At 70.3% G+C, this 26,219-nt stretch carries 22 protein-coding genes and 2 pseudogenes; 8 read left to right on the top strand and 16 right to left on the bottom strand.

Annotated features, from left to right (window positions below; genetic code table 11):
* The first annotated feature begins 44 nt into the window (after positions 1-44).
* Genes IE264_RS32360 through IE264_RS32350 form a run of 3 tightly spaced genes read left to right on the top strand, consistent with a single transcriptional unit; the run spans position 45 to position 2,991 of the window.
* Positions 45-572: a M48 family metalloprotease gene (locus tag IE264_RS32360; protein WP_015611977.1), complete on the top strand. Its 528-nt coding sequence runs from the start codon at positions 45-47 to the stop codon at positions 570-572.
* Positions 569-1,798 carry an MAB_1171c family putative transporter gene (locus IE264_RS32355; RefSeq protein WP_032757157.1) on the top strand — a complete coding sequence of 410 codons (1,230 nt, stop codon included), beginning with the start codon at positions 569-571 and terminating at the stop codon, positions 1,796-1,798. Before IE264_RS32360 ends, IE264_RS32355 begins: the two co-directional genes overlap by 4 nt.
* Entirely contained in the window at positions 1,795-2,991 is a 1,197-nt protein-coding gene (locus IE264_RS32350; RefSeq protein ID WP_032757156.1) for a cytochrome P450 family protein, read from the top strand. The genes IE264_RS32355 and IE264_RS32350 overlap by 4 nt, the downstream gene beginning before the upstream one ends.
* Positions 2,992-2,997: 6 nt before the next feature.
* Here the strand turns inward: IE264_RS32350 and IE264_RS32345 are convergent, their stop codons facing one another.
* Complete coding sequence (locus IE264_RS32345; RefSeq protein ID WP_032757155.1) at positions 2,998-4,986, bottom strand: serine/threonine-protein kinase; 1,989 nt, start codon at positions 4,984-4,986, stop codon at positions 2,998-3,000.
* 449 nt (positions 4,987-5,435) lie between these two features.
* Between IE264_RS32345 and IE264_RS32340 the strand changes: the two genes are divergently transcribed.
* Both IE264_RS32340 and IE264_RS38195 read left to right on the top strand, forming a co-directional pair.
* A complete protein-coding gene (locus tag IE264_RS32340; protein WP_032757154.1) occupies positions 5,436-5,996 on the top strand; it encodes a hypothetical protein in 561 nt (186 codons plus the stop codon).
* 79 nt (positions 5,997-6,075) lie between these two features.
* Positions 6,076-6,359 (top strand): annotated as a pseudogene (locus IE264_RS38195) (RNase A-like domain-containing protein).
* 530 nt (positions 6,360-6,889) lie between these two features.
* Here the strand turns inward: IE264_RS38195 and IE264_RS32335 are convergent.
* The 5 genes from IE264_RS32335 to IE264_RS32315 form a co-directional block, all read right to left on the bottom strand.
* Complete coding sequence (locus tag IE264_RS32335) at positions 6,890-7,840, bottom strand: hypothetical protein (RefSeq protein WP_032757153.1); 951 nt, start codon at positions 7,838-7,840, stop codon at positions 6,890-6,892.
* Positions 7,840-8,796, bottom strand: coding sequence for a hypothetical protein (locus tag IE264_RS32330; RefSeq protein ID WP_032757152.1), 957 nt, complete (start codon positions 8,794-8,796; stop codon positions 7,840-7,842). Before IE264_RS32330 ends, IE264_RS32335 begins: the two co-directional genes overlap by 1 nt.
* Positions 8,783-9,793, bottom strand: a complete 1,011-nt coding sequence (locus IE264_RS32325) for an ABC transporter ATP-binding protein (RefSeq protein ID WP_032757151.1) — start codon at positions 9,791-9,793, stop codon at positions 8,783-8,785. The genes IE264_RS32330 and IE264_RS32325 overlap by 14 nt, the downstream gene beginning before the upstream one ends.
* Positions 9,790-10,308: a septum formation family protein gene (locus tag IE264_RS32320; protein ID WP_032757150.1), complete on the bottom strand. Its 519-nt coding sequence runs from the start codon at positions 10,306-10,308 to the stop codon at positions 9,790-9,792. The genes IE264_RS32325 and IE264_RS32320 overlap by 4 nt, the downstream gene beginning before the upstream one ends.
* A gap of 88 nt (positions 10,309-10,396) precedes the next feature.
* On the bottom strand, positions 10,397-10,696 hold the full coding sequence (locus IE264_RS32315; RefSeq protein WP_032757149.1) for a hypothetical protein: 300 nt from the start codon (positions 10,694-10,696) through the stop codon (positions 10,397-10,399).
* Positions 10,697-11,071: 375 nt separating this feature from the next.
* On the opposite strand from IE264_RS32315, the pseudogene IE264_RS32310 reads away from it, so the two are divergent.
* Positions 11,072-11,227: pseudogene (locus tag IE264_RS32310) on the top strand (transposase family protein); the annotation flags it as partial.
* 76 nt (positions 11,228-11,303) lie between these two features.
* Here IE264_RS32310 and IE264_RS32305 read toward each other — a convergent pair.
* Positions 11,304-12,632: a class I SAM-dependent RNA methyltransferase gene (locus tag IE264_RS32305; RefSeq protein WP_032757148.1), complete on the bottom strand. Its 1,329-nt coding sequence runs from the start codon at positions 12,630-12,632 to the stop codon at positions 11,304-11,306.
* Positions 12,633-12,745: 113 nt separating this feature from the next.
* Complete coding sequence (locus tag IE264_RS32300) at positions 12,746-14,794, bottom strand: APC family permease (RefSeq protein ID WP_032757147.1); 2,049 nt, start codon at positions 14,792-14,794, stop codon at positions 12,746-12,748.
* A gap of 322 nt (positions 14,795-15,116) precedes the next feature.
* Here IE264_RS32300 and IE264_RS32295 point away from each other — a divergent pair, with 322 nt between their 5' ends.
* On the top strand, positions 15,117-15,785 hold the full coding sequence (locus IE264_RS32295; protein WP_015611968.1) for a potassium channel family protein: 669 nt from the start codon (positions 15,117-15,119) through the stop codon (positions 15,783-15,785).
* Entirely contained in the window at positions 15,785-16,465 is a 681-nt protein-coding gene (locus IE264_RS32290; RefSeq protein WP_015611967.1) for a potassium channel family protein, read from the top strand. Before IE264_RS32295 ends, IE264_RS32290 begins: the two co-directional genes overlap by 1 nt.
* 82 nt (positions 16,466-16,547) lie before the next feature.
* On the opposite strand, the gene IE264_RS32285 is transcribed toward IE264_RS32290, so the two are convergent.
* The 8 genes from IE264_RS32285 to kdpF form a co-directional block, all read right to left on the bottom strand.
* On the bottom strand, positions 16,548-17,339 hold the full coding sequence (locus IE264_RS32285) for a DUF3159 domain-containing protein (RefSeq protein WP_032757146.1): 792 nt from the start codon (positions 17,337-17,339) through the stop codon (positions 16,548-16,550).
* Between the two features lie 3 nt (positions 17,340-17,342).
* Positions 17,343-17,759 (bottom strand): OB-fold nucleic acid binding domain-containing protein, encoded by a 417-nt coding sequence (locus IE264_RS32280; protein WP_078618773.1) that lies wholly within the window; start codon positions 17,757-17,759, stop codon positions 17,343-17,345.
* Positions 17,760-17,834: 75 nt separating this feature from the next.
* A complete protein-coding gene (locus IE264_RS32275; protein WP_032757145.1) occupies positions 17,835-18,527 on the bottom strand; it encodes a response regulator in 693 nt (230 codons plus the stop codon).
* A 164-nt stretch (positions 18,528-18,691) separates the two neighbouring features.
* Positions 18,692-21,235: an ATP-binding protein gene (locus IE264_RS32270; RefSeq protein ID WP_032757144.1), complete on the bottom strand. Its 2,544-nt coding sequence runs from the start codon at positions 21,233-21,235 to the stop codon at positions 18,692-18,694.
* Between the two features lie 183 nt (positions 21,236-21,418).
* Positions 21,419-22,090, bottom strand: a complete 672-nt coding sequence (locus IE264_RS32265) for a potassium-transporting ATPase subunit C (protein ID WP_032757143.1) — start codon at positions 22,088-22,090, stop codon at positions 21,419-21,421.
* 6 nt (positions 22,091-22,096) lie between these two features.
* On the bottom strand, positions 22,097-24,202 hold the full coding sequence (gene kdpB, locus IE264_RS32260; RefSeq protein WP_032757142.1) for a potassium-transporting ATPase subunit KdpB: 2,106 nt from the start codon (positions 24,200-24,202) through the stop codon (positions 22,097-22,099).
* Complete coding sequence (gene kdpA, locus IE264_RS32255) at positions 24,199-25,863, bottom strand: potassium-transporting ATPase subunit KdpA (RefSeq protein ID WP_032757141.1); 1,665 nt, start codon at positions 25,861-25,863, stop codon at positions 24,199-24,201. The genes kdpB and kdpA overlap by 4 nt, the downstream gene beginning before the upstream one ends.
* A 7-nt stretch (positions 25,864-25,870) precedes the next feature.
* The gene (gene kdpF / locus IE264_RS32250; RefSeq protein ID WP_032757140.1) at positions 25,871-25,960 is read right to left on the bottom strand and encodes a K(+)-transporting ATPase subunit F; all 90 of its coding nucleotides are present in this window, start codon (positions 25,958-25,960) and stop codon (positions 25,871-25,873) included.
* Positions 25,961-26,219 lie beyond the last annotated feature (259 nt).

Raw genomic sequence — 26,219 nt, 5'->3', positions numbered from 1 at the left:
CGCCCCGGTCGGCCACCCCCGACCGGCGTCACCGAAGTGAGGACATGGACTTCGAGCAGCTTCGCGCCGCGTGTGAGGCGCGCGTCGAGGCGCTTCGACTCCCGCACCGCTTCAGCACCCGCGACCTCCGCGACGCCGTGGCCGAACAACGCGGACGCCCCATCATCCTGCGCCCCCTGAGCACGCTGGGCGCCCTGGACGCCCCGTGCGGCATCCGTCTGGAGACCCCGGACGCCGACCTGTTGTTCTACGAGGAGGCCACCTCCCCCCTCCACCAGAACCACATCCTCGCCCACGAGATCAGCCACATCGTCTGCGACCATCCCGGCAGCCTGGAACTGGACCGGGACACGCTGCGCGCGATCGGGTTCGACCCCACCCTCGTACAGCGCATGTCCGGCCGGACCAGCTACACGAGCGAGGACGAGCGCGAGGCCGAGGTGATGGCCAGCGTGATTCGCCAACTCATGTACCGGGGACGCGAAGGCCCGCCGAGCCGGCCCGCCAGGGGCGCCGAGAGCTGGGACGCGCTGTTCGCCGAGCCACACAGGAAGAAACGCCACCGGAAATGATCAACATCCTGTTCACGGGCACGGCCGTCGTGCTGCTGTGCTTCGCCGCGTACTGGGTACGAGGACGCGGCGGACACCGCCCCACGGGCACCTGGGCGATGGCGGCGCTGCTGACCTCGTTCGCCCTCGCCTTCGCCTCCTACGCCCCCGCCGTGGAGCGCGCGGTCGAATCGGTGGTCCCCCACGTCGCCCGGCTGCTCAGCAACACCTTCACCCTGACGGCGGCCACCGCGGTCCTCGCCTTCCTCTTCCAGCTCAATCTGGACCGGGAACGGGCCGACCGGCAGATCCGACTGCGCGTCATCGCCCTCGCGATCTCCGTCACCGGCATGACCGCCTTCTTCGTCGCCGAACAACTCACCGGACGGAACCCGGTGTTGTACGCGTGCTACGTGCTCATCTACATCTCCTACCTGGGGTACACGGCCAAGGACTTCCTGCTGCAGACCTGGGCCCACTCCAAGCGCTCGACCCGGCGCAGTCAGCGCTGGGGCCTGCGCACGACCTCGGTCGGCTGCGGCTTCGCCCTCCTCTACGCCGCGTACAAGCTCTTCGCCCTGATCTCCATCGGCCTCGGTCTGGGGCTCATTCCCGACCACGCCCGGTGCTCAAGCCCGTTGACCCCCTTCCGCTGCGCGTTCAGCGTGACCGCGCCCGCCGTCGCCGTACTCCTCATCACCGTCGGGCTCACCCTGCCCGCCCTGCTGTGGCCGCTCAGCCAACTGCGCCGCCGCCGCTGGGAACGGAACTCGTTCACCGCGCTGGAACCCCTGTGGCGGGAGGTCACATCGGCGGTCCCCGAGGTCGTGCTCGACCCGGGCAACACCGAAGTCGACTCCCACGACCTCGACTTCCACCTGCACCGCCGGGTCATCGAGATCAACGACTGCGTACTGGCCCTGCGCCCGTACCGCCGGACATCGGTACGGGACGCCGCCGCAGCCGAGGCCGCCCGCCGGGGCACGGCCGAAACCCCCCGGGGCGAGGCCGAGGTGGAGGCGGCGGTCATCGCCGCGGCCGTGGCCGCGAAGCGCACCGGACTCCCCCTCGACGGCGACGAGGCCCCGCCCGCCGCCGGCACCCGCTCCCGCAAGGGCGACCTCCCGGCGGAGACGGCGTGGCTGCTGCTCGTGGCGAAGGCCTACGCGCGCCACCCGGCACCGGAGAACGCGGAAGCAGCCTCACCGAACCACCCAGCACCCAAGAACGCGGGAGCGGCCTCATGACCGCCCCGCGCCCTCGGCAGGACCCCCTGCGTGACCCGCGCTTCTTCGCCGACCCCTACCCCACCTACGACCAACTGCGCGAACGCTGCCCGGTCCAACGGATCCCCACCGGCTCCGGCGGACACCACGCGTACCTGATCACCGGCCACGCCGAAGCGCGCGAGGCGTTCACCGACCCCCGCCTCTCCAAGGACACGGCCCGCTTCTTCGCCGACCGCCCCTCGAACCGCGACCTGCACCCGGCGATCTCCCGCAACATGCTGGCGAGCGACCCGCCCACGCACACCCGCCACCGACGGGTGGCGACGCCCCTGTTCACCACCGGACGCGTCCGGGCACTGCGCCCGTACATCACCCGGGTGGTCGACGACCTCACGACGGCCTGGCAACCGGGCAAGGAGGTCGACCTGGTGGCCGAGCTGGCGCTCCCCCTCCCCATCACCATGATCTGCGAACTGCTGGGTGTCCCGGAACCGGACCGCGCCGAACTCGCGACCTGGTCCCACGCCCTCTTCGACGCCACCGACACCAACATCGTCGACGCGGCATCGCACCGAATCGGCGACTACCTCACCGACCTCGTCGCCACGGCCCGCGCCACCCCCGGCGAAGGCCCGCTCCACTCCCTCGTACGCGACTGCGAGGAGGGCGACCTGGACCGGGACGAGACCGTCTCCCTGGCCGCGCTCCTCATCGTCGCCGGGCACGAGACCACCACCCACTTCATCGGCAACGCCGTCCTGGCCCTGCTCCGGCACCCGGAGGCGTTCGACCGACTGCGCCGGGACCCGGACCTGATCCCCGGAGCCCTGGACGAACTGCTCCGCTACGACTCCCCGGTGAGCGTGGCGACCTTCCGCCACAGCACGGAGAACCTGAACATCGGCGGAACCGACATCCCGGCAGGCTTCCCGGTCCTCATCGCCCCCGGCGCCGCCAACCGCGACCCGGCGCAGTTCCCCCACCCGGACCACCTGGACCTCGACCGCGACGCCACCGGCCACCTCTCCTTCGGCCACGGCATCCACCGCTGCCCGGGCGCCCCCCTGGCCCGGGCCGAGGCAGAAACCGCCCTCCGCACCCTGGTGACCCGCTTCCCGAACACCCGCCTGGCCGTCCCCGCAGAATCCCTCACCTGGCGCCGAACCCGCCTCACGCGGGGGCTGGCAACTCTGCCGCTGATCCTCGGCTGAGACAGCTCAGCTCGCACAGCCGTCAGCCGTTCCCCAGCGGAGGAACTCCGTACCTCCAGCACCGTCGAGGACCGCCACCGCGTACTGGGCGTAGCCCCATTCATTCCCCGCGCGCGATTCCGCGAGAACCGTCCGGCAGGCCACGCCGGCGGCGGCCTCCGCCCATTCCTCCCGTGTGTTCCGGTCCCACTCGGGCTTCGTTGCCCACAAATACATCACACCTTCGTGCGGAGCGAAGCCGATGCTGGTGTTCTCGTCGCTGATGTAGCGGGGGTCGTCGACCAGCCGGGAGTTGGCGTTCCAGTCGACGAAGAGCTGGCGGACCGCCTCGGTTGCCACTCTGATTTCACGCTTGTCGACGCTGGGAATCCGCGCCGCGGCCAGACCTTGTTCCGTGGGTTGCCCGATCAAGGGTGGCCCGGGGTCGGGGGCGCTGCGGTCGATGGCCTGTGTGATGCAGCCGGTGTTGGTACGGAAATCGTCCTCCCACACGATCACCGGTGCCGTGGGCCTGGTGTTGTCGACCACCACGTACTCGTCGTAAGGGAGGTCCTTGTAGATGTCCGCCATCATGCGCAGGGTGAGGCAGGCGCTCTTGGCCACTCCCTGCACGACGCGTGGCTCCACGGCCGGGCCGCTGACGGCTATGTACAGCTCTCTGCGGGACGGGGAGTAGCCCACGCCGTACCGGCCGGGGTAGTTGTACTCCTCGCCCACACCGAGGCTGACATCGTGCCCGAGTGCGGCCTCGGTCTCGATCTCCACTTCCCCCTTGGCGCGACGCGCATCGCGCCATGTGGCAATCGTTGCCTCGTCCGTGTTCCCGGAAGAGGGAACCGACTCCGCGCCCACCGGAGTCCGGGAGCTTGCCGCGGGTGGAGCGGAAGACGCCACGACAGCGGCATTGGTGGGGGGAGCACCGGCAGGAGAACGGGCATCCGACGAGGTCGTCTCCGCCTTGTCGGGCAGTAGGGCCGGCACCCCGGCCGCCAGGCCACCGATGACCGTGGCCACAGCCACCGCGATGCCGATGAGGCGTCTGCCGGAACGGGCAGGGCGTCTCCAGTTCGGATCGTCCAGAGCGGGGACGTCCCACTGAGCTGCGACGAGATCGCCCACCAGTGTCGGTTCCGCACCGACCGGGGTGACCTGTGTGGCCTGAGCTGCAAGGAGGACGGCACATGCCTCGGCGGCGTCCCTCGCGGCGGCTCGGTCACCCGGTTCCTTGGCAAGAGCGCTGCTCACGATTGCGCGGAGCTCATCAGGAAGATCGCGCAGATCAGGCTCTTCGGACATGACCCGGTAGGCAACCGCGTCGGGAGCTCCCACGCCGAAGGGCGTACGGCCGGTGGCCGCGAAGGCTATGAGGGCGCCCCAGACGAACATGTCGCCCTCAGGGCCTGTCGTACCGGTGCGGTAGTGCTCAGGGCTGATCCAGCCCGGAGTGCCGGTCAGGATGCCGGTACGCGTCACGGATGTGCCGTCGGCGGCATGGGCGATGCCGAAGTCCAGAACCCGGGGGCCGCCCGCAGTCAGGATGACGTTCTGCGGCTTGACGTCCCTGTGGACGACGCCGGCGGCATGAATGGCCGCGAGAGCCTGGGCCGTACCGGCGGCAAAGGCGTACAGGGTTCCACCGGCGAGCGGACCGTACGTGGCAATGTGCCGATCGAGGGTGAGCCCCGGGGCATAGGCGGTGGCCAGCCACGGCGACGCGGCTTCGACGTCGGCCGCGACCAGGGGTATGAGGCACGGGCCCTGGACACGGGCGGAGAGTTGCACTTCCCGACGGAAACGAGCCCGGAACTCCGCGTCGTCCGCCTGAGCGGAGTGAACGACCTTGACCGCGACCCGGAGACCGGCGTCGTCGAGGCCGGCGTACACCGTGCCCATGCCCCCTGAGCCGAGGCGCCCGATGATCCGATAAGGGCCGACGCGCTTGGGGTCACCGGGGCGGGCGGCCAGCACCCGCCCATCGGAACGAGCACTGCTCACCGGGCTTCCGATCTCATTCAGACGTGCAGCAGGCCGAAGGCCGGACGAATGCCGGTGCCTGAGAGCTGGATACTAGCCGCGCGTCGAAGCGATGGACACTGCCTTCTCGAGCAACGGTCGGCGCGGCCTCCCCATCCGACACACAAGAGCGAGCCCGAGCCAATCAGGCTCGCTCTCCGGGGCGCACCCGAGTTCAAGGCCGGTGGGGTCAAGTCGTTCTACGACACAGTGCCGAGCGGCGAGACCAGCGGCCGCAGCGTGAGCAGGCAGCCATTGGACCCCGACCACGCGCTGTCCGAGTACAAGCAGGGCGGCCCGAAAGCCCAGGCGTACGACGTGAGAGGCGTCGGCACGCGTATCCGCTACTGCAGCAGCCGCAACCCTCCGTTCGCTGTCATGACGTCATTGCCCTCCAAGCCCTAACGAAAGCCGAGAAAGGCCGGCACCACATGTCCGTCGACCAGACATCCTGGGAAGCCGCGGTACGCCACTTGTACGAGGACGCGTACCCGTACGACGCCACGGGCCCGCGTCGCCACGAGAACTGGGTTGTCGACGTCCTCGCTCTGATGGCACGGGCCCCGGACCCCCGCGGCTGGGCCCGTCTCGATGACGCGGCTCAGAACCCGGAGCGCGAGGCGTCCCCCACCTACCCCTTCGTCGCTCACCCACCGGAGTACATCTCGAGCCGCCTCCAGGAGATCGATCGGGACAGCGCAGAGAACCTGCTCCTCGCCCTTACAGACGACGGCTGCACCCTGTCCAACCTGAGTCGGTTCACCGAAAGCGAGGGCGAGCTCCGGGCGATGGCGCGCACAATCCTCACGCGCTACGGGGACACCGCCAGTTTTCACACCAACGTCAACAAGCCCGGTCACGTGAGCGGCACACTCGACTTCACATCGTCGAGCTGGGCGTACAGCCCTCTGAGCATGTACGCGGAGGACTACGGCCTGATCGTCGTCTCGGACACCGAGGTGGGCATGTTTTGGAACTTCGCCGACTACTGAACCGCCTGCCACCCGTAGGAGCCCGGCTCCTGACGAGGTGATTTGAGAGGATGCACTCCGTGCTGACCCGTTCCGCCTCCTGTCCCCCGACAGGGAGACCACCCAGTGGGCCACCCAGCAGGTGGTGACCGCCGACGAACAAGCCATCCACCGCTGGCTGGCCAGGAACACCCGGGTCCGCCTCACCCTTGAGGCAGCCTGACCGTCCCGTGAGGAGCCCGTGGGCCGGGTCCAGCTGGAGGAGGGCGACCTGCTGGCCGGGCGCGGCCCCGTCGACGTACACGCGGCGCGCGTAGTGCTGCGCCGCGAGGCGACGAGTCCGCGGGGTTCCTCGTCCACACGACCGTCCCGGTCTACCTGTAGGGGTCACACGCACATGTCCATGAAGCCCCTCGAACACGACCGGCGGTATGGCGAGCTGGACCAGGTGATGCGCGCGTATCCGGGTCAGTCGGCCGATGACACCCCGCAGCGGCGCAGTCGCGCCCTGGAAGCGTGTCTCCGTCACAACGCCCGCCGGGACCGTTCTCCCACGGCGCATGGTCCCAGTCGCTGGCCGCGACGCTCTCCGGCGTCTGATCCGGCCGGTCGGACGCCGGAACTCCGTGCGTCGGTGCTGCTCAGTGAGTGCGCGTCAGGTGCCGGGGGCAGCCGACGAGGGCTGCGATGTCGCGTTCGCCTTGTTCCGGAGCCGCCGTGTCGTGTCGGGTGATTCCCGCTGGGGGTGCGCAGTGCGACAGGAGCGACATAGGCCGTCCGGGAGCGCTTCGGTCCGGCCTGGACGACCGCATCTTCGGTGGGCTCATAGGCCCAATGGACTATCGAACTCCTCGGCCAGCTGCTGGTGGTGGCCGCGCCGGTCGCCGGGGAGGCCCCCTCGCGGAGATTCGGCCTCAGCCGACGTCCCGGCGCGCGAACCGCCACCAGGCCGCCGCCACGACGGGGAGCAGGTGAACAGACAGGGCGAGGAAGGCGGTGGTCGCGGTGGTGCCCTCCCTCATGGCCAGGCAGGCGCCCTCGCCGACACAGGTGGTCCTGTCCGTCTCCATCAGCAGACGCTCGTTGAGGACGGCGAACGTGATCCCGGAGAGCTGGTACTCGGCCAGTGCCGGGACGTACTCCTGGACGATGCGGCCGGAGGCGACCAGATAGGCGAGGGCGATACCGAGGGCCGTGGTCGTGCGGCGGGTCAGCATGGCGAGGGAGTAGCCCAGCAGCGCCACCAGACCGACGAGGACCGCGCCACGCGCCACGATGACGGCGAGCACCATCCAGTACCGCCCGTCCGCGTCGGCCAGGGACCCCTTGAAGACGGCCACACCCAGCAGGAGGGGCAGGAGGAAGACCGAGGTCAGGACGGCGGTGGCGGTGGCGACCGCGGTGACGAGCAGGCCCCTGACAAGGAAGAGACGGGTGCGCCGGGGCTCGGCCGCGGTGAGGGTGAGCATCACGCGGGACGACCAGTCGGCACCCCCGCTGAGGACACCGAGAACCAGGGCGGCCAGCGACAGCCCCGACAGCACGGCGCGCAGGTCGACGAAGGATGCCTTCGTCATGAGGTAGCGGGGGTCGTCGAAGAACTCGCGAGGGGACAGGGTCTCGACCGAGCCCGCGGGCCGGGTCGCCGCTTCCTCCGCGTACGTACGGTAGGCCGCTTCGGCCGCCCGCCACGCCGCCGCCACATCGGTGTGATGACTGAGGAAGGTGGATACGGCAAGGGCCAGAAGGATCGCGGGGAGCGCGAGGAGGCCGTACCTAACGGGCTTCGGACTCAGTAACCGGTGCAGCTCGGCCCGGACGAAGCGGCTCAGGGGCGGCGACGAGGGTTTCGCGAGGAGGGTCATCAGCCGACGTCCGTTCGGGTGGAGCGCCAAAGGGCCAGAACGAGGACCGGGAGGAGGTACAGGAGGATCCCGGTGAAGCCGTCGAAGGCGGTCAGGTCGACGTGGGTGGCCGCACAGCCGGGGCCCGAGATGCAGTCGGACTCCGCCATGGGGACGACGGGCTTCTCGTTGAGGACGGCGAAGGTGAGGCCGTCCATGTCGTACTCGGCCAGTCGCGGCCCCCGCCCCCCGAAGACCCGGCCCGCGCCGGCGAGATAGAGGAAGGCGATGGCGAGGGCGGCGGGGACGTGGCGCGTCAGCACGGCCAGGCTGTAGCCGAGGAGGGCCAGGAGACCCACGAGCACGATGCCCCGCAGGAACTGGCTGACCAGCACCGCCCAGTACGCGGAGTCCAGGCCCCCCGTACTCCCCCGTAGATGAGCCGCGAGCAGCAGACACGGCACGAGCAACAGCCCGCACAGAGCGGTCGCCGCCATGGAGAGGCCGCCGACCAGTACGCCGCGGGTGAGGAAGAGCCGCGCACGCCCGGGTTCGGCGGCGGTGAGGGTGAGCATCACGCGCGAAGCCCAGTCGGCCCCGCCGCTGACGATCCCGAAGACCGTGGCCGCCGCACCGAGACCGAGCAGGACGGTGCGCAGGTCGCCGAAGGAGAGCGACTCCATCAGGTAGCGCGGGTCGTCGAAGAAGGAGTCCGGCCCGATGCTGCCGGTCGGCATGCCCGTACGGGCGGCCTGTTCGATGAACTCCTGGTAGCGCGCGTCCGCTTCGCGCAGCGCCGGTCCGGTGTCGGGGCTGTGGGTGAACAGCTTCGACAGGCCGAAGGCCAGGACCAGCAGCGGCAGACCGGCCGCGACACGGCGTACGGCCGGCGGGGCGGTCAGCCGGTGCCGCTCGGCCCGCACGAGGCGGCGCCAGGGCGGGGCGCCGAAGCCGCGCACCTGGTCAACGGCGTTCATCAAAGGGGCCGTCCTCCGCTGCGGCGTCGGCGGCCCGGACCGCCGCGACGTAGATGTCCTCCAGGGAGACGGACTCCACCAGCAGCTCGCGCGGATACACGTTCTGGGCGGTCAGCAGCCTCAGCACTTCGGGCGCGTGCGGGTGCGGCCGGGGAGCGGGCATCCGTAGCTCGTCCGTGCCGCGCGGGCCTGCGGCCCGGGTGAGGGTGTGGCCGTGCCGTTCCAGTACGGCGACGGCCTGCTCGGTGACCGTGTCGTGCACCCGCACCACCAGGTGCTCGGTCCCCCGGGAGATCAGCTCGGAGACCCCGGCGTCGCAGATGACACGGCCGTTCCTGACGATGGTGACCCAGTCGCAGACCAGCTCGACCTCGGCCAGGATGTGGGAGGAGACGACCACGGTCATACCGCGCTCGTCGCGCAGTCTCTTCAGTAACTCCCGCATGTCCCGCACGGCTTCAGGATCGAGCCCGTTCATGGGCTCGTCGAGGACGAGGAGTTCGGGTCCGGAGATCAGGGCCCCGGCCACGCCGAGCCGCTGCTTCATGCCGAGGGAGTAGCCGGAGTAGGCGCGCCGGGCGGCCTGCGCGATCCCGACCAGTTCCAGCGCCTCGGCCACCTCGGTGGGTCCCGCGCCGTGCAGCTCGCCGATCAGCCGGAGGTTGTGCTCGCCGGTCAACGAGGCGTTGAACGCGGGCCCTTCGATGAGCGCGCCCATGCGACCGGCGACGTGCCGCTGGTCCTTGGGAAGCGCGTGGCCGAAGGCGTGAACACTGCCGCTGTCGGGCCGGACAAGGCCGAGGAGAGTCTTGAGGGCAGTGGTTTTGCCTGAGCCGTTCGGCCCCAGAAGCCCCACGATCGAACCCCGGGGAATGGACATGGAGAATCCGTCCAGGGCCTGCTGCCGACGTCCGCGCGCGGTGCGGAAGGACTTTCGGACGTCGTCGAAGCGGACGAGCGCGTCGGAGGGCCCGGTGTGCTCGGGCTCCTGCGTCACGCGGCTTTGCCAATCTTTCCGGTTCTGGGCTCGGGGAAAGTTATGGAGCAGTAGCCGGTCCTGTTCCCGGCTTCCCAGGAATCCTTGTTGAGCGGCACGAAGAGCAGTCCGATCATGGATCCCTTGTTCTTCGAAACGAGGGGGTCCAGCACGGGAGCGCAGAGGGTGCGCATGGCATCCATGACACCGCGATCACCGGGGAACGGACTTTCCCCGCTTTCGGAAATCTCGGCCTCGGACAGAATCTCGAATCGATGCGGCGTCGCGCAGTCCACCGTGCCGACTTCCTGGTCCGAGCGGACATCTCCCTGGAAGTTGGAACACATGCCGACCTTGAGATCGGAATACGGGGTGGGAGTTCCGACCGGCAGATCACTCATCGCATCACGGGAGTCCGCAGACCGCTCCGCCCCGGGAGCGGGGCCCTCCGCTTCCCTCTCGGTCGTGGCGCAACCCGACAGCATCAGCGCCGTCAGGGCGACTGTGGCCAGCGGTAACGTGAGGTGATGGCGCATTCCTGGTTCGCCTTCTGGTGTGGGGGACGCGTGGTGCGGGGTGAACTTCCCCCCGCACCACGGTAATTGATTCAAGCGGTGGGCGAGGCTAGCACTTGCGCGTACCGTAGTACGAGTCCCAGGTGTCGCCGTCACTTCCGCCGTTGTTGTCCGCCCACCAGTCGACCAGGTCGCCGGCGATGTAGCGGACGTAGTGGTTTCCGGTGTCGTGCTTGTGGCCGGACGCCGTGCTCGGAGCCTCGGCACCCCTGCCGCTGTTGATGGTAATGGTGCCCCAGCTGCAGCGAGTGTCCGCCTGTGCCGTGGCACCTCCCCCGAGCACGATGACGCCGGCGAGCGCTGCCACGGCCGTACCGATCGCGCAAGTTCGGCGAGCGTTCTTCTTCATTTCCCTGCCCCCTCGAATGGATGAACCGGTGAAGCGGGGACCACCCTTCATGGCGGTTATAGGGATGGTCAACGGGAATTAAAGTCGATGGCTGGTTCAAGGCAGTGCCGTGCCGGGTGATTTCGCCGGAGGGGCGACCTCCGTATTCCCTCTACGTAATTGAGGGCCGGTCGAGATGGGACAATGCAGGCGGAGGTCGCAGCTCCGCCCCCACGGCGAGTGATCACCCCACTGCGGGCCCGTCGTCCGTGGCGGGTCAGGCTGTCTCGATCTCGACCCCCGGCACCGTCGGCGGGAGGCCCTGCCCGGGGGGCAGGAACCGACTGCCAGGCCTGTGAGGGAGCCTCTTCGAGTTGGCTCGTGGGGTGGGTCACCATGCTCATCGTCACCCGTGAGGGCGACCGCCGGTACAAGCTCCGCCCGTCTCGGCGCGCGATGGTGGCACTGGTGCACCTGCGTGAACACGTCACCTCGGCGAAGATCGCTGCCAGGTTCGGGATCGGCGAATCCACCGCCCTGGCCTACACCACTGCCTGGCGACTCATCAGAACGAGCGTCAAAAACCTGCTCAGAAACGCACACCATGTCCGCTCGACAAAACAGCAGGTCAGCGGGCCTTGTCGACCGGCTCAAGGATCGCCACGCACTCCACATGATGCGTCATCGGAAACAGATCGAACGCCCGCAGCGTCCGCACCCTGTACCCGCCCTCCGCGAAGTACGCCAGGTCCCGGGCCAGTGCCGCCGGGTCGCACGCCACGTAGGCGATCTTGCGCGCGCCCAGCCCCGACAGGTGCTTGACCACCTGCTTGCCCGCGCCCGCGCGCGGCGGGTCCAGGACGATCAGGTCGCACTCCGTGATGCCTGTGCGGGGCAGGACCTGGTCGACCTTGCCCTGTTCGATGCGGACGCGGTCCAGGTCCTTGAGGTTGTGGCGGGCGTCCTCGACCGCGCGCTTGCCGGACTCGATGCCGAGCACCGCGCCCTTCTCGCCGATGCGCTGGCCGATGGCTCCGGCGAAGAGGCCGACGCCGCAGTAGAGGTCGAGGGCCGTGTCGTTCTTGCGGGGCAGCAGGCCCTGCATGACCGCGCGGACCAGGGTGTTGGCCGCCTGCGGGTGGACCTGCCAGAAGCCGCCGGAGGCGACGCGGTACGTGCGGTCGTCGGCGCGTTCGCGGACGAAGGCGCGGCCGTGGACGCGGTGGACGCCGCCGTCGTGCTCCTCGACGCGGAGTACGGAGACCGGCTTGTCCAGCTCGACCAGCGGGAGCCGGCCGCCGGGCTTCGGGGTGAGGATGACCTGGCGGTCGTTCGAGCCGGTGGCGGTGATCGCCTCCACGGCGGCCAGCTGCGGCCATTCGCGCTTCTCGACGCCGAGTTCCGAGACGCCGGGTGCGGCGATCAGGCAGTGGTCGATCGGCTGGACGTCGTGCGAGCGGTGCTTGCGCAGGCCCGCCCGGCCGTCCGCGTCGACGGTGTACTGGACGCGGGTGCGCCAGGCGGGGACCTCGCCCGGCGGGAGCTTGTCGCCCTCGGCGGGCATGACCGTGCCGTCCCAGCCGGCCTCCTCGGGGGTCAGGCCCGCCAGGCGCAGGAGCTGCTCGGCGATCACCTCGCCCTTGAGGCGGCGCTGCGCGCCGGGCTTGGCGTGCTGCCAGTCGCAGCCGCCGCACATGCCGGGGCCGGCGTACGGGCACGGGGCCTCGACGCGGTCCTTGGACGGCTCCAGGATCCGTACCGCATCCGCCCGCAGGAAGCGGGAGTCCGTGTCGCCGTCGGTGACCTTGGCGATGATCTTCTCGCCGGGGAGCGTGTGGCGGACGAAGAGGACCTGGTTCTCGGCGGTACGGGCGATGCAGTGACCGCCGTGTGCGACGGGACCGACCTCGACCTCGTACTCCTCCCCGACCAGCGACGACGTGGGTTCGTTCTGCATGAGGGGAGGCTCCAGGGAGGAAGGGGAAAGGCGGGTGCCCGCGGCCGGACAACAGCCCACCAGTCTACGTGGGTGCTGCCGGCGCGCTTACCAGAAGACACCCGTCACGCCCCTCACCCCTTCCGGTTCGGCTCCTTGTGCCGGCGTTCCACCGGGCCCCGGCGCACCGCCCCCGGAGGGTTCCAGTCCGCCCGCTTCCTCGCCCGCTTCCTCGCGGCCTCGGACGACTGGAGCTGGTAGGGGACGGAGGTGACCATGACGCCCGGGGTGAAGAGCAGGCGGCCCTTGAGGCGCAGGGCGCTCTGGTTGTGGAGCAGGTGCTCGTACCAGTGGCCGACCACGTACTCCGGGATGTAGACGCTGATCACGTCGCGCGGGCTCTGGCGGCGCAGGCCCTTGACGTACTCGATGACCGGGCGGGTCACCTCGCGGTAGGGCGAGTCGAGGATCTTGAGCGGCACGTTGACGCCTCGCCGCTCCCAGTCCTCGCGCAGGGCCTTCGTCTCGTCCGGGTCGACGCTGATGGAGAGCGCCTCCAGGTGGTCGGCGCGGATCAGCTTGGCGTAGGCGAGGGCGCGCAGGGTCGGCCGGTGCAGCTTGGAGACCAGGACGATCGCGTGGACGCGGGAGGGGCGGGCGCTCTCGTCCGCGGTGGTCTCGTCGGCCGCGATCTCGGCGGCGACCCGGTCGTAGTGCTTCCGGATCGCGGTCATCGTGCCGTAGAAGATCACCATGCCGAGCAGGGCGACCCAGGCGCCGTGGGTGAACTTGGTGGCGAGGACGATCACCAGGACCACACCGCAGAAGAAGGCGCCGAAGGCGTTGATGGCGCGGGACCGGACCATGTGGCGGCGCTTGGACTGATCGCCTTCGTCGGCCAGCAGGCGGTTCCAGTGCCGCACCATGCCGGTCTGGCTGAGGGTGAAGGAGACGAAGACGCCGACGATGTACAGCTGGATCAGGCGCGTGGAGTCGGCTCCGTAGATCCCGACCAGCAGGATGGCGGCGCCGGCCAGCAGCACGATGCCGTTGGAGAAGGCGAGCCGGTCACCGCGGGTGTGGAGCTGGCGCGGCAGGTAGCGGTCCTGGGCGAGGATCGAGCCGAGCAGGGGGAAGCCGTTGTACGCGGTGTTGGCGGCCAGGAAGAGGACCAGTGCGGTGGCTGCGGCGAGGATCATGAAGAGGAACGAGCCATGGCCGAAGACCGCCTCGGCGACCTGGGCGATCACCGGGTCCTGGGTGTAGCTCTCGCCGACCGGGACGCCGTCGCGGAGCAGGTCGACCGCCGGGTTCTCGGCCATCTTGACGTCGGTGGTCATGGCCAGGGCGATGATTCCGCAGAACATGGTGACGGCGAGCAGGCCCATCATGGCGAGCGTGGTCGCGGCGTTCTTGCTCTTCGGCTTGCGGAAGGCGGGCACCCCGTTGCTGATCGCCTCCACCCCGGTGAGGGCGGCGCAGCCGGAGGAGAAGGCGCGCAGGAGGAGGAAGAGCAGCGCGAAGCCTGCGAGTCCCTGGTGTTCGGGCTTGATCTCCAGCTCGGAGGTCGGGGCGTGCATCGCGTCGCCGAGGACCAGTCCCCGGAACGCGCCCCACAGCAGCATGAGGAAGACGCCGGCCACGAAGAGGTACGTCGGGGCCGCGAACAGCTTCCCGGACTCCTTGACCCCGCGCAGGTTCATCAGGGTGAGCAGGACGATCGCGCCGACGGCGCAGAGGGTCTTGTGCTCGATGACGAAGGGGATCGCGGAGCCCAGGTTCTCCACCCCGGCGGAGATCGACACGGCCACGGTCAGGACGTAGTCGACCAGCAGGGCGCTGGCCACGGTCAGTCCGGCCTTGGGCCCGAGATTGGTGGTGGCGACCTCGTAGTCGCCGCCGCCGCTCGGGTACGCGCGGACGTTCTGCCGGTAGGAGGCGACGACCGTGAACATGAGGACCACGACGGCCAGCGCGATCCACGGGCTGAAGTGGTACGCCGACACACCCGCGATGGACAGCACGAGGAGGACTTCTCCGGGTGCGTACGCCACCGAGGACAGCGGGTCGGATGCGAAGACGGGGAGGGCGATGCGCTTGGGGAGGAGCGTCTCCCCCAGCTTGTCGCTGCGCAGCGCCCGGCCGATCAGAATCCTTTTGGGCAGGTCGGTCAGTTTGGACACGCTGAGGATCGTAAGCGGAGCCCGGACCGCTCCCGGCCGCCTGATCGCCGTGCCCCCGCTCTCTCCTGCGGTAGGAGCAGAAACCGGCCGCAATCCTTAACGGAATCCTTGCGATCGGCGCAGCGCTTTTACTCACCCTTTGCCCACGTGTCGAAGGGAACGCGGACGCGGATGAGGCAATGCCGTCAGCGCGGCATAAGCTCATATCCGGGCAACGCCGAAGGTGGTTGCCCCGTTGTTTGCCCGGCAAGCTGAGAGAGAAGTGTGAGCAGCGTGTTTTCGCAGGTCAGCCGGATGACCAGGACGGCGAGGTAGGCGCACAGTGCACATCGTCATCATGGGCTGCGGGCGCGTCGGAGCCGCTCTCGCACAGACCCTGGAGCAGCAGGGGCACACGGTCGCGGTGATCGACCAGGACCCCACCGCGTTCCGCCGCCTCGGGTCCGGATTCGGCGGCCGCCGGGTCACCGGGGTCGGCTTCGACCAGGACACCCTCCGTGAGGCGGGGATCGAGGAGGCCGGGGCGTTCGCCGCGGTCAGCAGCGGCGACAACTCCAACATCATCGCGGCCCGGGTGGCCCGCGAGATGTTCTCCATCGAGAATGTCGCGGCCCGGATCTACGACCCGAAGCGGGCCGAGGTCTACCAGCGGCTCGGCATCCCGACCGTGGCGACGGTCCGCTGGACGGCGGACCAGATGCTGCGGCGGCTGCTGCCGTCGGGCGCGGAGCCGCTGTGGCGCGATCCGAGCGGGGGTGTGCAGCTCGCCGAGGTGCACACGACGCCGTCCTGGATCGGCCACCGGATCAGCACCCTCCAGGAGGAGACCGGTGTCCGCGTCGCCTTCCTCACCCGGTTGGGCGAGGCCATCCTGCCGACCTCGCAGACCGTCCTGCAGGAGGGCGACCTGGTCCACGTGATGATGCGTACGGACGAGATCGCCAAGGTCGAAGAGGCCTTCGCCGAGGGTCCCGAGGAGGGCGGTCACTGATGCGTGTGTCGATTGCCGGGGCGGGCGCGGTGGGCCGTTCCATCGCCGCCGAGCTGCTGGAGAACGGGCACGAGGTGCTGCTCATCGACAAGGCGCCCAGCGCCATCTCGGTGGAGCGGGTCCCGTCGGCCGAGTGGCTGCTCGCGGACGCCTGCGAGATCACGTCGCTGGACGAGGCGGCCCTGCAGCGGTGCAACGTGGTGATCGCGGCGACGGGCGACGACAAGGTGAACCTGGTCGTCTCGCTGCTCGCGAAGACCGAGTACGGCGTGCCGCGGGTGGTGGCGCGGGTCAACCACCCGAAGAACGAGTGGCTGTTCAACGAGTCCTGGGGCGTCGATGTCGCGGTCTCGACGCCGCGGCTGATGTCGGCCCTGGTGGAGGAGGCGGTGAGCGTCGGTGATCTGGTCCGGCTGCTGCGCTTCAGCCACGGCGACGCCAACCTGGTGGAGCTGACGCTGCCGCCCGAGTCGGCGCTGGCCGGCACCCGGGTCGGTGACGTGGCATGGCCCGAGGACACCTCGCTGGTGACCATCATCCGTGGGACGCGTGTGCTGACGCCGAGCGCCGAGGAGACCCTGGAGGCCGGTGACGAGCTGCTGTTCGTGGCCGCCCAGGCGCGCGAGGAGCAGCTGGAGGACCTGTTGTCGGTCCGCCGCGATCTGTCGTCCGACGACTGACACGTAGCCGTAGAGCTGACGCGTGAGCATAAGAAGGGCCCGTAGCCGCACAACAGCGGTTACGGGCCCTTCCTTTAGGTCTTTACGCCTCCGGGTTGCGGAGAGCTGCTGCGGCCTGCGCCTTGCGGTCCTTCTCGGCCTGCTCCTCGGCCTCCATCTCGGCGAAGACGTCGATGGGCGGCGGCGCCTTGGCCAGGAAGACCCAGGTGAGATAGACCGCGAGCAGGAACGGCGGGATCTTCAGCGCGATCAGCACCCAGCCGAACTGGGTGGTGTCGGCCCACCAGTAGAGCGGGAAGAGGATCGCGCACTTGGCGAGCAGGATGAGGCCCCAGGCGTAACTGGCCTTGGTGTACGCCTTCTTCCGGCCCGGGTTACGGGTCCGCCAGGAGAGGTTCTCCTTGAAGACCGGTCCGAGGATCAGACCGATCAGCGGCACCCCGGCGACGGCGGTGCCGAGGTAGGCGACGGCCAGCCCCAGGGTGTAGAGCATGCCGGGCAGGTAGAAGTCCTTGGCGTTGCCCGTCATCATCGCGAAGACGACACCGAAGGCCACCCCGAAGACGCCGCTGAAGGCGTGCTTCACGGTGTCGCGGCGGATCAGCCGTACGGCGACCAGGGCCAGGGACACGGCCAGGGCCGCGATGGCCGAGATGTGCAGGTCCTTGTTGATGGTGAAGATCGTGACGAAGAGCAGCCCGGGGAGGACTGTCTCCACCATGCCGCGCACACCGCCGAACGCTTCGAAGAGGGCGGCTTCGGTGACCGCCTTCGACGCGGTGTCCTGCTGGGCGGCGTGCTTCCCGCCGGCGTGCTGCGGGCCCGTGAGGTGGGTCTGGTCCGTTTCGGACGTCGGCTTGTCGAGAGACGTCACCGGCTACTCCTTGCCGAGCGGTCGGAGTTCGTATGTGGGGTTGAACAGCACCCGGCGCCCGTGGCTCATGGCGACCCGGCCCGAGGCGATGATCCTGCGGCCGGGCTCTATGCCGACGATGGAGCGCCGGCCGAGCCAGACCACGTCCAGCGGCTCGGTGCCGTCGAAGAGCTCCGCCTCCAGGGCGGGCACTCCGGCCCGGGGACGGAGGGTGACGGTCCGCAACGTACCAGCCACCTTCACGATCTGGCGGTCGGAGCACTCGGAGATACGGGTGCATCCGGTGGCCTGGGTGTCCTCCCGCAGCTCCTGGGACTCCAGGTCCTCCTGGGAGCTGGAGAGCCGGTCGAGCATACGGCGGAAGCGCCCGGAAGGCCTCTCCGCCCTGTCGGCCTTCTCGTGTCGGGGAACAGCACTCATACCCGAAGGGTACCGGTCCTGCGGGGCGTGTACGGAGGCCCGGGTGGACCACTCGAAAGGGTGAGCCGGTGAGCGTCAGCCGCGCTCGAAGCGGTAGCCCATGCCCGGCTCGGTGACGAAGTGGCGGGGGTGCGAGGGGTCCGCCTCCAGCTTGCGGCGCAGCTGGGCCATGTAGACCCGCAGATAGTTCGTCTCGGTGCCGTAGGAGGGCCCCCAGACCTCCTGGAGGAGCTGTTTCTGGCCGACCAGGCGGCCGCCGTTGCGGACGAGGACCTCCAGCAGGTGCCACTCCGTGGGGGTGAGCCGTACGTCACGGCCCCCGCGGTGCACCTTCTTCGCCGCCAGGTCGACGGTGAAGCCGGCCGTCTCCACGATCGCGATGTCCTCGGTGACGTCCTGCCCGACCGGTTCCGAGCGGCGTACGGAGGCGCGCAGCCGGGCCAGCAGCTCGTCCATGCCGAACGGCTTGGTGACGTAGTCGTCGGCGCCCGCGTCCAGGGCCTCCACCTTCTCGTCGGAGGTGTGGCGCGCGGAGAGGACGAGGATCGGGACCCTGGTCCAGCCGCGCAGACCCTTGATCACCTCGACCCCGTCCATGTCGGGCAGCCCGAGGTCGAGCACCACGACATCGGGGTGGAGGGCGGCGGCGAGCTGGAGGGCGGTCGCCCCGTCGGGCGCCGCGTCGACCTCGTAGTGGCGGGCCTTCAGGTTGATCACGAGGGCGCGTACGATCTGCGGCTCGTCGTCGACCACAAGCACCCGGGTCATCGCGGACCTGCCTTTCTGCAGTACGGGCTGTGCGGGCTGTGCGGGCTGTATGGGATGTACGGGATGTGAGCGGGGGTGTACGGGGCGGGGGCGCGGGTGTACGGGGGCGGTGCGGGGCGTACGCGGGGGCGGGGCCGGGCGTACGCCGGTGCGCGGCGGGTCCGTCATGAGGTGGCCCCCGCGGGGAGGGCGGCCCCGGCCTGGGCCCGGCCGGGCGCCGCGGTGAGCGTCAGGACCATGGTCAGCCCGCCGCCGGGGGTGTCCTCGGCGTCCAGCGTGCCGCCCATGGCCTCGGCGAAGCCCCGGGAGACCGCGAGGCCGAGGCCCACTCCGGCACCGCGCGGGGCGTCACCGTACCGCTGGAAGGGCTCGAAGATCCGCTCCTTGGCCTCGTCGGGGACACCGCGCCCCCGGTCGACGACCCGGAGCTCGACGCGTTCGCCGTGCGCGCTGGCGGCCACCGCGATGGGCTCGCCGCCGGGGCTGTACTTGACGGCGTTCTCGACGACGTTGGCGACGACCCGCTCCAGCAGCCCCGGGTCGACGGCGACCATGGGCAGCGTCTCGGGGATGTCCAGGTCGACGCTGCCCTCGGGGACCCCGCCGAGCGCCATCGGCACGACCTCGTCGAGGTCGATCTCCCGGATCAGCGGGGTCACGGTGCCGGTCTGGAGGCGGGACATGTCCAGCAGGTTGCCCACCAGGTGGTCGAGCCGGTCGGCGCCGTCCTCGATGCCTTCGAGGAGCTCCGCCTCGTCCTCCGGCGACCAGGCGACGTCGTCGGAGCGCAGCGAGCTGACGGCGGCCTTGATCCCGGCGAGCGGGGTGCGCAGGTCATGGCTGACGGCGGCGAGCAGCGCGGTCCTGATCCGGTTGCCCTCGGCGAGCCTGCGGGCCCGGTCGGCCTCCGAGACCAGGCGCTGGCGGTCCAGGACGACGGCCGCCTGGGCGGCGAAGGCGCCGAGCACCCGGCGGTCCTCGGCGGGCAGCACCCGGCCGGAGAGCGCGAGCGCCATGTTGTCCCCGACCGGCATGTCCACGTCCGCGTCGTCGGGCCGGGCGACCGGTGCGGGCCCGACGGATCCGGCGCAGGTCCACGGGTCGACGTCGCTGGTCCGCTCCAGCAGGGCGACGGACTCCATCGCGAAGGTCTCGCGGACCCGCTCCAGCAGGGCGTCCAGGGCGGTCTCGCCGCGCAGCACGCTGCCCGCCAGGAAGGAGAGGATCTCCGACTCGGCGCGCAGCCGGGCGGCCTGGTGGGTACGCCGGGCCGCCAGGTCCACCACCGAGGAGACCGCCACCGCCACCGCGAAGAAGATGACGATGGCGACGAAGTTCTCCGGGTCCTGCACGGTGAGGGTCTGGGTCGGCGGGGTGAACCAGTAGTTCAGGAGCATCACGCCGACGGCTGCCGAGGCGAGGGCGGGCCGCAATCCGCCGAGCAGGGCCGCGGCGACGGTCAGGAAGAGGAAGAGCAGGACGTCGTTGGCCAGGCCGGGGCCGTTCTCCAGGCTCCGTAGCAGCAGCGAGAGCAGGACGGGGCCGGCGACGCCGACCAGCCAGCCCGAGACGATCCTGGCCCGCCCGAGCCGGGCGCCGCGCGCGATGGGCAGGCCGCGTCCCTTGGCGACCTCTTCGTGGGTGACGATGTGGACGTCCAGGTCGGGCCCGGACTCCCGGGCGACGGTGGCGCCGACCCCGGGGCCGTAGATGTACTGCCAGGTCTTGCGGCGGCTGGAGCCGAGCACGATCTGGGTGGCGTTGACCCCCCGGGCGAACTCCAGGAGGGCCGCGGGTATGTCGTCACCGATGACGTGGTGGAACGTTCCGCCGACGTCCTCGACCAGGGTCCGCTGGACGGCGAGCTCCTTGGGCGACGCGGAGGTCAGCCCGTCGCTGCGGGCGATGTAGACGGCGAGGATCTCGCTGCCGGAGCCCTTGGCGGCCATCCGGGAGGCGCGGCGGATGAGCGTGCGGCCCTCGGGGCCGCCTGTGAGGCCGACGACGATGCGTTCGCGGGCCTGCCAGGTGGTGCGGATGTTGTGTTCGCCCCGGTACTGCTGGAGGTACTCGTCGACCCGGTCCGCGGTCCAGAGGAGGGCCAGCTCGCGCAGGGCGGTCAGGTTGCCGGGGCGGAAGTAGTTCGAGAGGGCGGCGTCCAGCTTGTCGGGCTGGTAGATGTTGCCGTGCGCCATCCGGCGGCGCAGCGCCTGGGGCGACATGTCGACCAGCTCGATCTGGTCGGCCCGGCGCACCACCTCGTCCGGGACGGTCTCCTGCTGGCGTACACCGGTGATCGACTCCACGACGTCGCCCAGCGACTCCAGGTGCTGGATGTTGACCGTGGATATGACGTCGATCCCGGCCTTGAGGAGCTCCTCGACGTCCTGCCAGCGCTTGGCGTTGCGGGAGCCGGGCACATTGGTGTGGGCCAGTTCGTCCACCAGGGCCACGGCGGGGGCGCGCTCCAGGACGGCGTCGACGTCCATCTCGGTGAAGACGGCGGAGCGGTAGGTGATCTCGGTGCGCGGGACCTGTTCCAGACCGTGCAGCATCACCTCGGTACGCGGCCGGTCGTGGTGCTCCACGAGGGCGACCACGCAGTCGGTGCCGCGCTCGACCCTGCGGTGGGCCTCGGAGAGCATCGCGTACGTCTTGCCGACGCCCGGTGCCGCGCCCAGGTAGATCCGGAGTGTGCCGCGTCCCATGGCCCCATTGTCTTCTTCCGTGCGGCCGTCTCTGCCGGCGGCCGGTGGCGCCGGGTGCGGCTGCCGCTCTTGACGCTACTCCGCGAATCCGTGGCCCCGGCACCTGGGAGCGCAGGTGAGGGGCGTATTGACGCAACCCTGATGCGGACCCGCCCGCTCCGGCCGGGTCCGCGCCGGGGCCGCTCAGCCCGCGTCCACCAGCTCCTTCAGGGCGATGTTGAGCTTCAGGACATTGACCCGGGGCTCCCCGGCGAAGCCGAGGGTCCGGCCCTCTGTGTGATCCGCCACCAGCCCCGCCACCCGCTCGGCGTCCAGGTGGTTGCGCTGCGCCACCCGGTGGACCTGGAGCTCGGCGTAGGCCGGGGAGATGTGCGGGTCGAGGCCGGAGCCGGAGGAGGTGACGGCGTCCGGCGGGACGTCCTGGGGGCGGATGCGGTGGCCCGGTACGGAGTTGTCGGCGACGACGGCCGCCTTCGCCTCCGTCACCCACCTGATCAGCTCCTCGTTGTCGCCGGACCGGTTGGTGGCGCCGGAGACAAGGAGGTCGTACCGCGTGTTGACGCTGTTGGCGGCGAGCCCGTTGGAGGGGCGCGGCTGGAACCACCGGAGGTCGGGCCCGGGCGCCCCCTGCCCCTTCCCGGCCGGCAGGTCGTAGCCCTGGCCGATGAGTTCGGAGCCGACGGTCCGCCCGCCGGAGGTGACCGCGGAGCCGTTCGCCCGGCCGGGGAGGAGCGCCTGGGCCGCTCCGGTGACGGCGAGGGGGTAGATGACCCCGCACACGAGGGTGAGGACGAGCAGGGCGCGCAGCCCGGCGCCGAGGAGCCGGGTGGTGGTGCCGGGGAAGGTGTTGGTCATGGCGGATCAGCCGATTCCGGGGATGTGGGAGATGAGCAGGTCGATGAGCTTGATGCCGATGAAGGGGGCGATCAGGCCGCCGATTCCGTAGCGGCCGAGGTTGCGCCGGAGCATCGCGTCGGCACCGGCGGGCCGGTAGCGGACGCCCTTCAGGGCCAGCGGGACCAGCACCACGATGATCAGCGCGTTGAAGACGACCGCGGAGAGGATCGCGGACTCGGGGGAGGCGAGCCGCATGATGTTGAGCCGGTCCAGCGACGGGTAGGCCACGGCGAACATGGCCGGGATGATCGCGAAGTACTTCGCGACGTCGTTGGCGATGGAGAAGGTGGTCAGGGCGCCCCGGGTGATCAGGAGCTGCTTGCCGATCCGGACGATCTCGATGAGCTTGGTGGGGTCGGAGTCCAGGTCGACCATGTTCCCGGCCTCCTTGGCGGCCGAGGTCCCGGTGTTCATCGCCACTCCGACGTCGGCCTGGGCGAGCGCGGGCGCGTCGTTGGTGCCGTCGCCGGTCATCGCGACGAGCTTGCCGCCGGCCTGCTCCCGCTTGATGAGGGCCATCTTGTCCTCGGGCGTGGCCTCGGCCAGGAAGTCGTCGACCCCCGCCTCCTCGGCGACGGCCTTGGCGGTCAGCGGGTTGTCGCCGGTGATCATGACCGTACGGATGCCCATCCGGCGCAGTTCGCCGAACCGTTCCCGCATGCCCTCCTTCACCACGTCCTTGAGGTGGACGACGCCCAGGACACGGGCCCCGTGGACGTCCTCCAGGGCCACCAGCAGCGGTGTGCCGCCCGCTTCAGCGATACGGTCCGCGAGCGCGTCCGCGTCCTGGGCGACGCTGCCGCCCCGGTCCTTCACCCAGGCGGTCACGGACCGGGCCGCTCCCTTGCGCACCCGGCGGCCGTCCAGGTCCACGCCGGACATCCGGGTCTGCGCGGTGAAGGGGACCCACTCGGCGCCCGCCGGCGCTCCCCCGGCCCCGGCCCCTCCCCCGGGCCCGTACAGCTCGTCGGCCAGGGCGACGACCGAACGGCCCTCGGGGGTCTCGTCGGCGAGCGAGGAGAGGCGTGCGGCCCCGGCGAGCTCCTCCTCCGTGACGCCCGCGACCGGTACGAACGCGGCGGCCTGCCGGTTGCCGACGGTGATGGTGCCGGTCTTGTCGAGCAGCAGCGTCGACACGTCGCCCGCCGCCTCGACCGCACGCCCCGACATGGCCAGCACATTGCGCTGGACCAGGCGGTCCATGCCCGCGATGCCGATGGCGGAGAGCAGGGCGCCGATGGTGGTGGGGATCAGGCAGACCAGCAGGGCGGTCAGCACGATCATCGACTGCTCGGCCCCGGCGTACACGGCGAAGGGCTGGAGCGTGACGACGGCCAGGAGGAAGACGATCGTGAGGGAGGCCAGCAGGATGTTGAGAGCGATCTCGTTGGGGGTCCGCTGCCGTGCCGCACCCTCCACCAGGCCGATCATCCGGTCGATGAACGTCTCTCCCGGCTTCGTGGTGATCCTGATGACGACGCGGTCGGAGAGCACCTTCGTACCCCCGGTGACGGCCGAGCGGTCGCCGCCGGACTCCCGGATGACCGGTGCCGACTCGCCGGTGATGGCGGACTCGTCGACGGAGGCGACGCCTTCCACCACATCGCCGTCCCCGGGGACGGTGTCACCGGCCTCGCAGACCACGAGGTCCCCGACGCGCAGCTCCGTTCCGGCGACCCGTTCCTCGCCGCTGCCGAGGACCCGGCGGGCGACGGTGTCGGTCCTGGCCCGGCGCAGGGTCTCGGCCTGCGCCCGGCCCCGCCCCTCCGCCACCGCCTCGGCGAGGTTGGCGAAGAGGGTGGTGAGCCAGAGCCAGCCGGTGATCGCCCAGCCGAACCCGTCGCCCGGGTCCAGCGCCGCGAGCACGGTGGTGAGCACCGAGCCGGTCAGGACGACGAACATCACCGGGGACTTCACCATCACCCGGGGGTCCAGTTTGCGCACCGCGTCGGGCAGGGACCGGACCAGCAGCCCCGGGTCGAAGACCCCGGCGCCGACGCGCTCCTCGGCGGGCCGGTGAGCGGTCCGCGGCGCCTGTGGCGGCGTACGGGGGTCGGTGAGCGTGCTCATGACGCGAGCCCTTCAGCCAGCGGGCCCAGTGCCAGGGCCGGGAAGTAGGTGAGACCGGTGACGATGAGGATGGTGGCGACGAGCACCCCGCTGAACAGGGGTTTCTGCGTGCTGAGGGTGCCGGTGGTGGCGGGCACCGATCGCTGTTCGGCCAGTGACCCGGCCAGGGCCAGGACGAGGACGATCGGGAGGAAGCGGCCGAGCAGCATCGCGATGCCGAGGGTGGTGTTGAACCAGGGGGTGTCGGCGGCCAGCCCGGCGAAGGCGGAGCCGTTGTTGTTGGCGGCCGAGGTGTAGGCGTAGAGGATCTCGGAGAAGCCGTGCGGCCCCGCGTTCGTCATCGAGTCGCCGGGGGTGGGCAGGGCCATGGCCGCGGCGGTGAGGCCGAGCACGAGCGCCGGGGTGACGAGGAGGTAGCAGGCGGCGAGCTTGATCTGCCGGACGCCGATCTTCTTGCCCAGGTACTCCGGGGTCCGGCCGACCATCAGTCCGGCGATGAAGACCGCGATGACCGCCATGACCAGCATGCCGTAGAGACCGGAGCCGACCCCGCCGGGCGCGATCTCGCCGAGTTGCATGCCCAGCATCGTGATGCCGCCGCCGAAGCCGGTGTACGAGGAGTGGAAGGAGTTCACCGCGCCGGTCGAGGTCAGCGTGGTGGCGACCGCGAAGATCGACGAGCCGGCCACCCCGAAGCGGGTCTCCTTGCCCTCCATCGCGCCGCCCGCGATCTCGAAGGCCGGTCCGCGGTGGGCGAACTCGGTCCACATCATCAGCGCGGTGAAGCCGAGCCAGATGGCCGCCATCGTGGCGAGGATCGCGTACCCCTGCTTCACCGAGCCCGTCATCCGGCCGAAGGTGCGGGTCAGCGCGGTCGGGATGAGCAGGATGAGGAAGACCTCGAAGAGGTTGGAGAGCGGCGTGGGGTTCTCGAAGGGGTGGGCGGAGTTGGCGTTGAAGTAGCCGCCGCCGTTGGTGCCCAGCTCCTTGATGGCCTCCTGCGAGGCGACCGCGCCGCCGCTCCACTGCTGCGCACCGCCCATGAACTGGCCGACGGCGTGGACGCCCGCGAAGTTCTGGATCGCTCCGCAGGCCACCAGGACCAGGGCGCCGACCACGGATATCGGGAGCAGGACGCGTACGGTGCCGCGCACCAGGTCGGTCCAGAAGTTGCCGAGCTCCCCGGTGCGGCTCCGGGCGAAGCCGCGTACGAGGGCGATCGCGACGGCCATGCCGACGGCGGCGGAGACGAAGTTCTGCACCGCGAGCCCGCCGGTCTGGACGAGCGGGCCCATGGCCTGTTCACCGGCGTACGACTGCCAGTTGGTGTTGGTGACGAAGGAGGCGGCGGTGTTGAACGCCTGGTCGGGGTCGATCGAATGGAAGCCCAGGGAGCCGGGAAGGGCTCCCTGCGCACGCTGGAGCGCGTAGAGGAGGAGAACGCCGACGAGGGAGAGGGCGAGGACCGCGCGCAGATAGGCGGGCCACCGCATCTCGGCGGACGGGTCGGCGCCGATGGCCCGGTAGATCCACCGCTCGGCCCGCAGGTGGCGGGTGGAGGTGTAGACGCGTGCCATGTGGTCGCCGAGGGGGCGGTACGCCAGGGCCAGTGCCGCGACGAGCGCGAGCAGCTGGAGCAGGCCGGCGAGGAGGGGGCTCATGTCGGGCTCAGAACCTCTCCGGGTGGAGGAGGGCGAGGACGAGGTAGCCCAGCAGGGCGACGGCCACGATCAGGCCGACGGTGTTCTCGGCGGTCACAGCTTGGCCACCGTCCGTGCGACGAGGGCCACCAGCGCGAAGACCGCGATCGTGGTGGCGACGAAGGCCGTGTCGGCCATCGTGTGCTCCTAGGGGGGTTCGGTTTCTCGGACCCCCTGAGCAAACAGCCGGAAATGGCCCCCACCAGCCGCGTTGACAGACTCCTTACGGGAGCGGCCCGGCTCTTGATGTCACCCGTACGTGCCCGATACGCGCCCCATACGCGCCCCCTGGGGAGGCGGGCCGGGCGGACGCGGAA

The sequence above is a fragment of the Streptomyces microflavus genome (genome assembly GCF_014650075.1).
Lineage (GTDB): Bacteria > Actinomycetota > Actinomycetes > Streptomycetales > Streptomycetaceae > Streptomyces > Streptomyces microflavus.
The sequence above is the reverse complement of the archived record's forward strand: the minus strand, read 5'-3'. Positions and strand labels throughout refer to the sequence as shown.

Bases quoted from the DNA above. Each gene is read 5' to 3' on its own strand.
- IE264_RS32360 (WP_015611977.1), top strand. From the start codon at position 45: ATGGACTTCGAGCAGCTTCGCGCCGCGTGTGAGGCGCGCGTCGAGGCG.
- IE264_RS32355 (WP_032757157.1), top strand. From the start codon at position 569: ATGATCAACATCCTGTTCACGGGCACGGCCGTCGTGCTGCTGTGCTTC.
- IE264_RS32350 (WP_032757156.1), top strand. From the start codon at position 1,795: ATGACCGCCCCGCGCCCTCGGCAGGACCCCCTGCGTGACCCGCGCTTC.
- IE264_RS32340 (WP_032757154.1), top strand. From the start codon at position 5,436: ATGTCCGTCGACCAGACATCCTGGGAAGCCGCGGTACGCCACTTGTAC.
- IE264_RS32335 (WP_032757153.1), bottom strand. From the start codon at position 7,840: ATGACCCTCCTCGCGAAACCCTCGTCGCCGCCCCTGAGCCGCTTCGTC.
- IE264_RS32330 (WP_032757152.1), bottom strand. From the start codon at position 8,796: ATGAACGCCGTTGACCAGGTGCGCGGCTTCGGCGCCCCGCCCTGGCGC.
- IE264_RS32320 (WP_032757150.1), bottom strand. From the start codon at position 10,308: ATGCGCCATCACCTCACGTTACCGCTGGCCACAGTCGCCCTGACGGCG.
- IE264_RS32315 (WP_032757149.1), bottom strand. From the start codon at position 10,696: ATGAAGAAGAACGCTCGCCGAACTTGCGCGATCGGTACGGCCGTGGCA.
- IE264_RS32305 (WP_032757148.1), bottom strand. From the start codon at position 12,632: ATGCAGAACGAACCCACGTCGTCGCTGGTCGGGGAGGAGTACGAGGTC.
- IE264_RS32290 (WP_015611967.1), top strand. From the start codon at position 15,785: ATGCGTGTGTCGATTGCCGGGGCGGGCGCGGTGGGCCGTTCCATCGCC.
- IE264_RS32280 (WP_078618773.1), bottom strand. From the start codon at position 17,759: ATGAGTGCTGTTCCCCGACACGAGAAGGCCGACAGGGCGGAGAGGCCT.
- IE264_RS32275 (WP_032757145.1), bottom strand. From the start codon at position 18,527: ATGACCCGGGTGCTTGTGGTCGACGACGAGCCGCAGATCGTACGCGCC.
- IE264_RS32270 (WP_032757144.1), bottom strand. From the start codon at position 21,235: ATGGGACGCGGCACACTCCGGATCTACCTGGGCGCGGCACCGGGCGTC.
- IE264_RS32265 (WP_032757143.1), bottom strand. From the start codon at position 22,090: ATGACCAACACCTTCCCCGGCACCACCACCCGGCTCCTCGGCGCCGGG.
- kdpB (WP_032757142.1), bottom strand. From the start codon at position 24,202: ATGAGCACGCTCACCGACCCCCGTACGCCGCCACAGGCGCCGCGGACC.
- kdpA (WP_032757141.1), bottom strand. From the start codon at position 25,863: ATGAGCCCCCTCCTCGCCGGCCTGCTCCAGCTGCTCGCGCTCGTCGCG.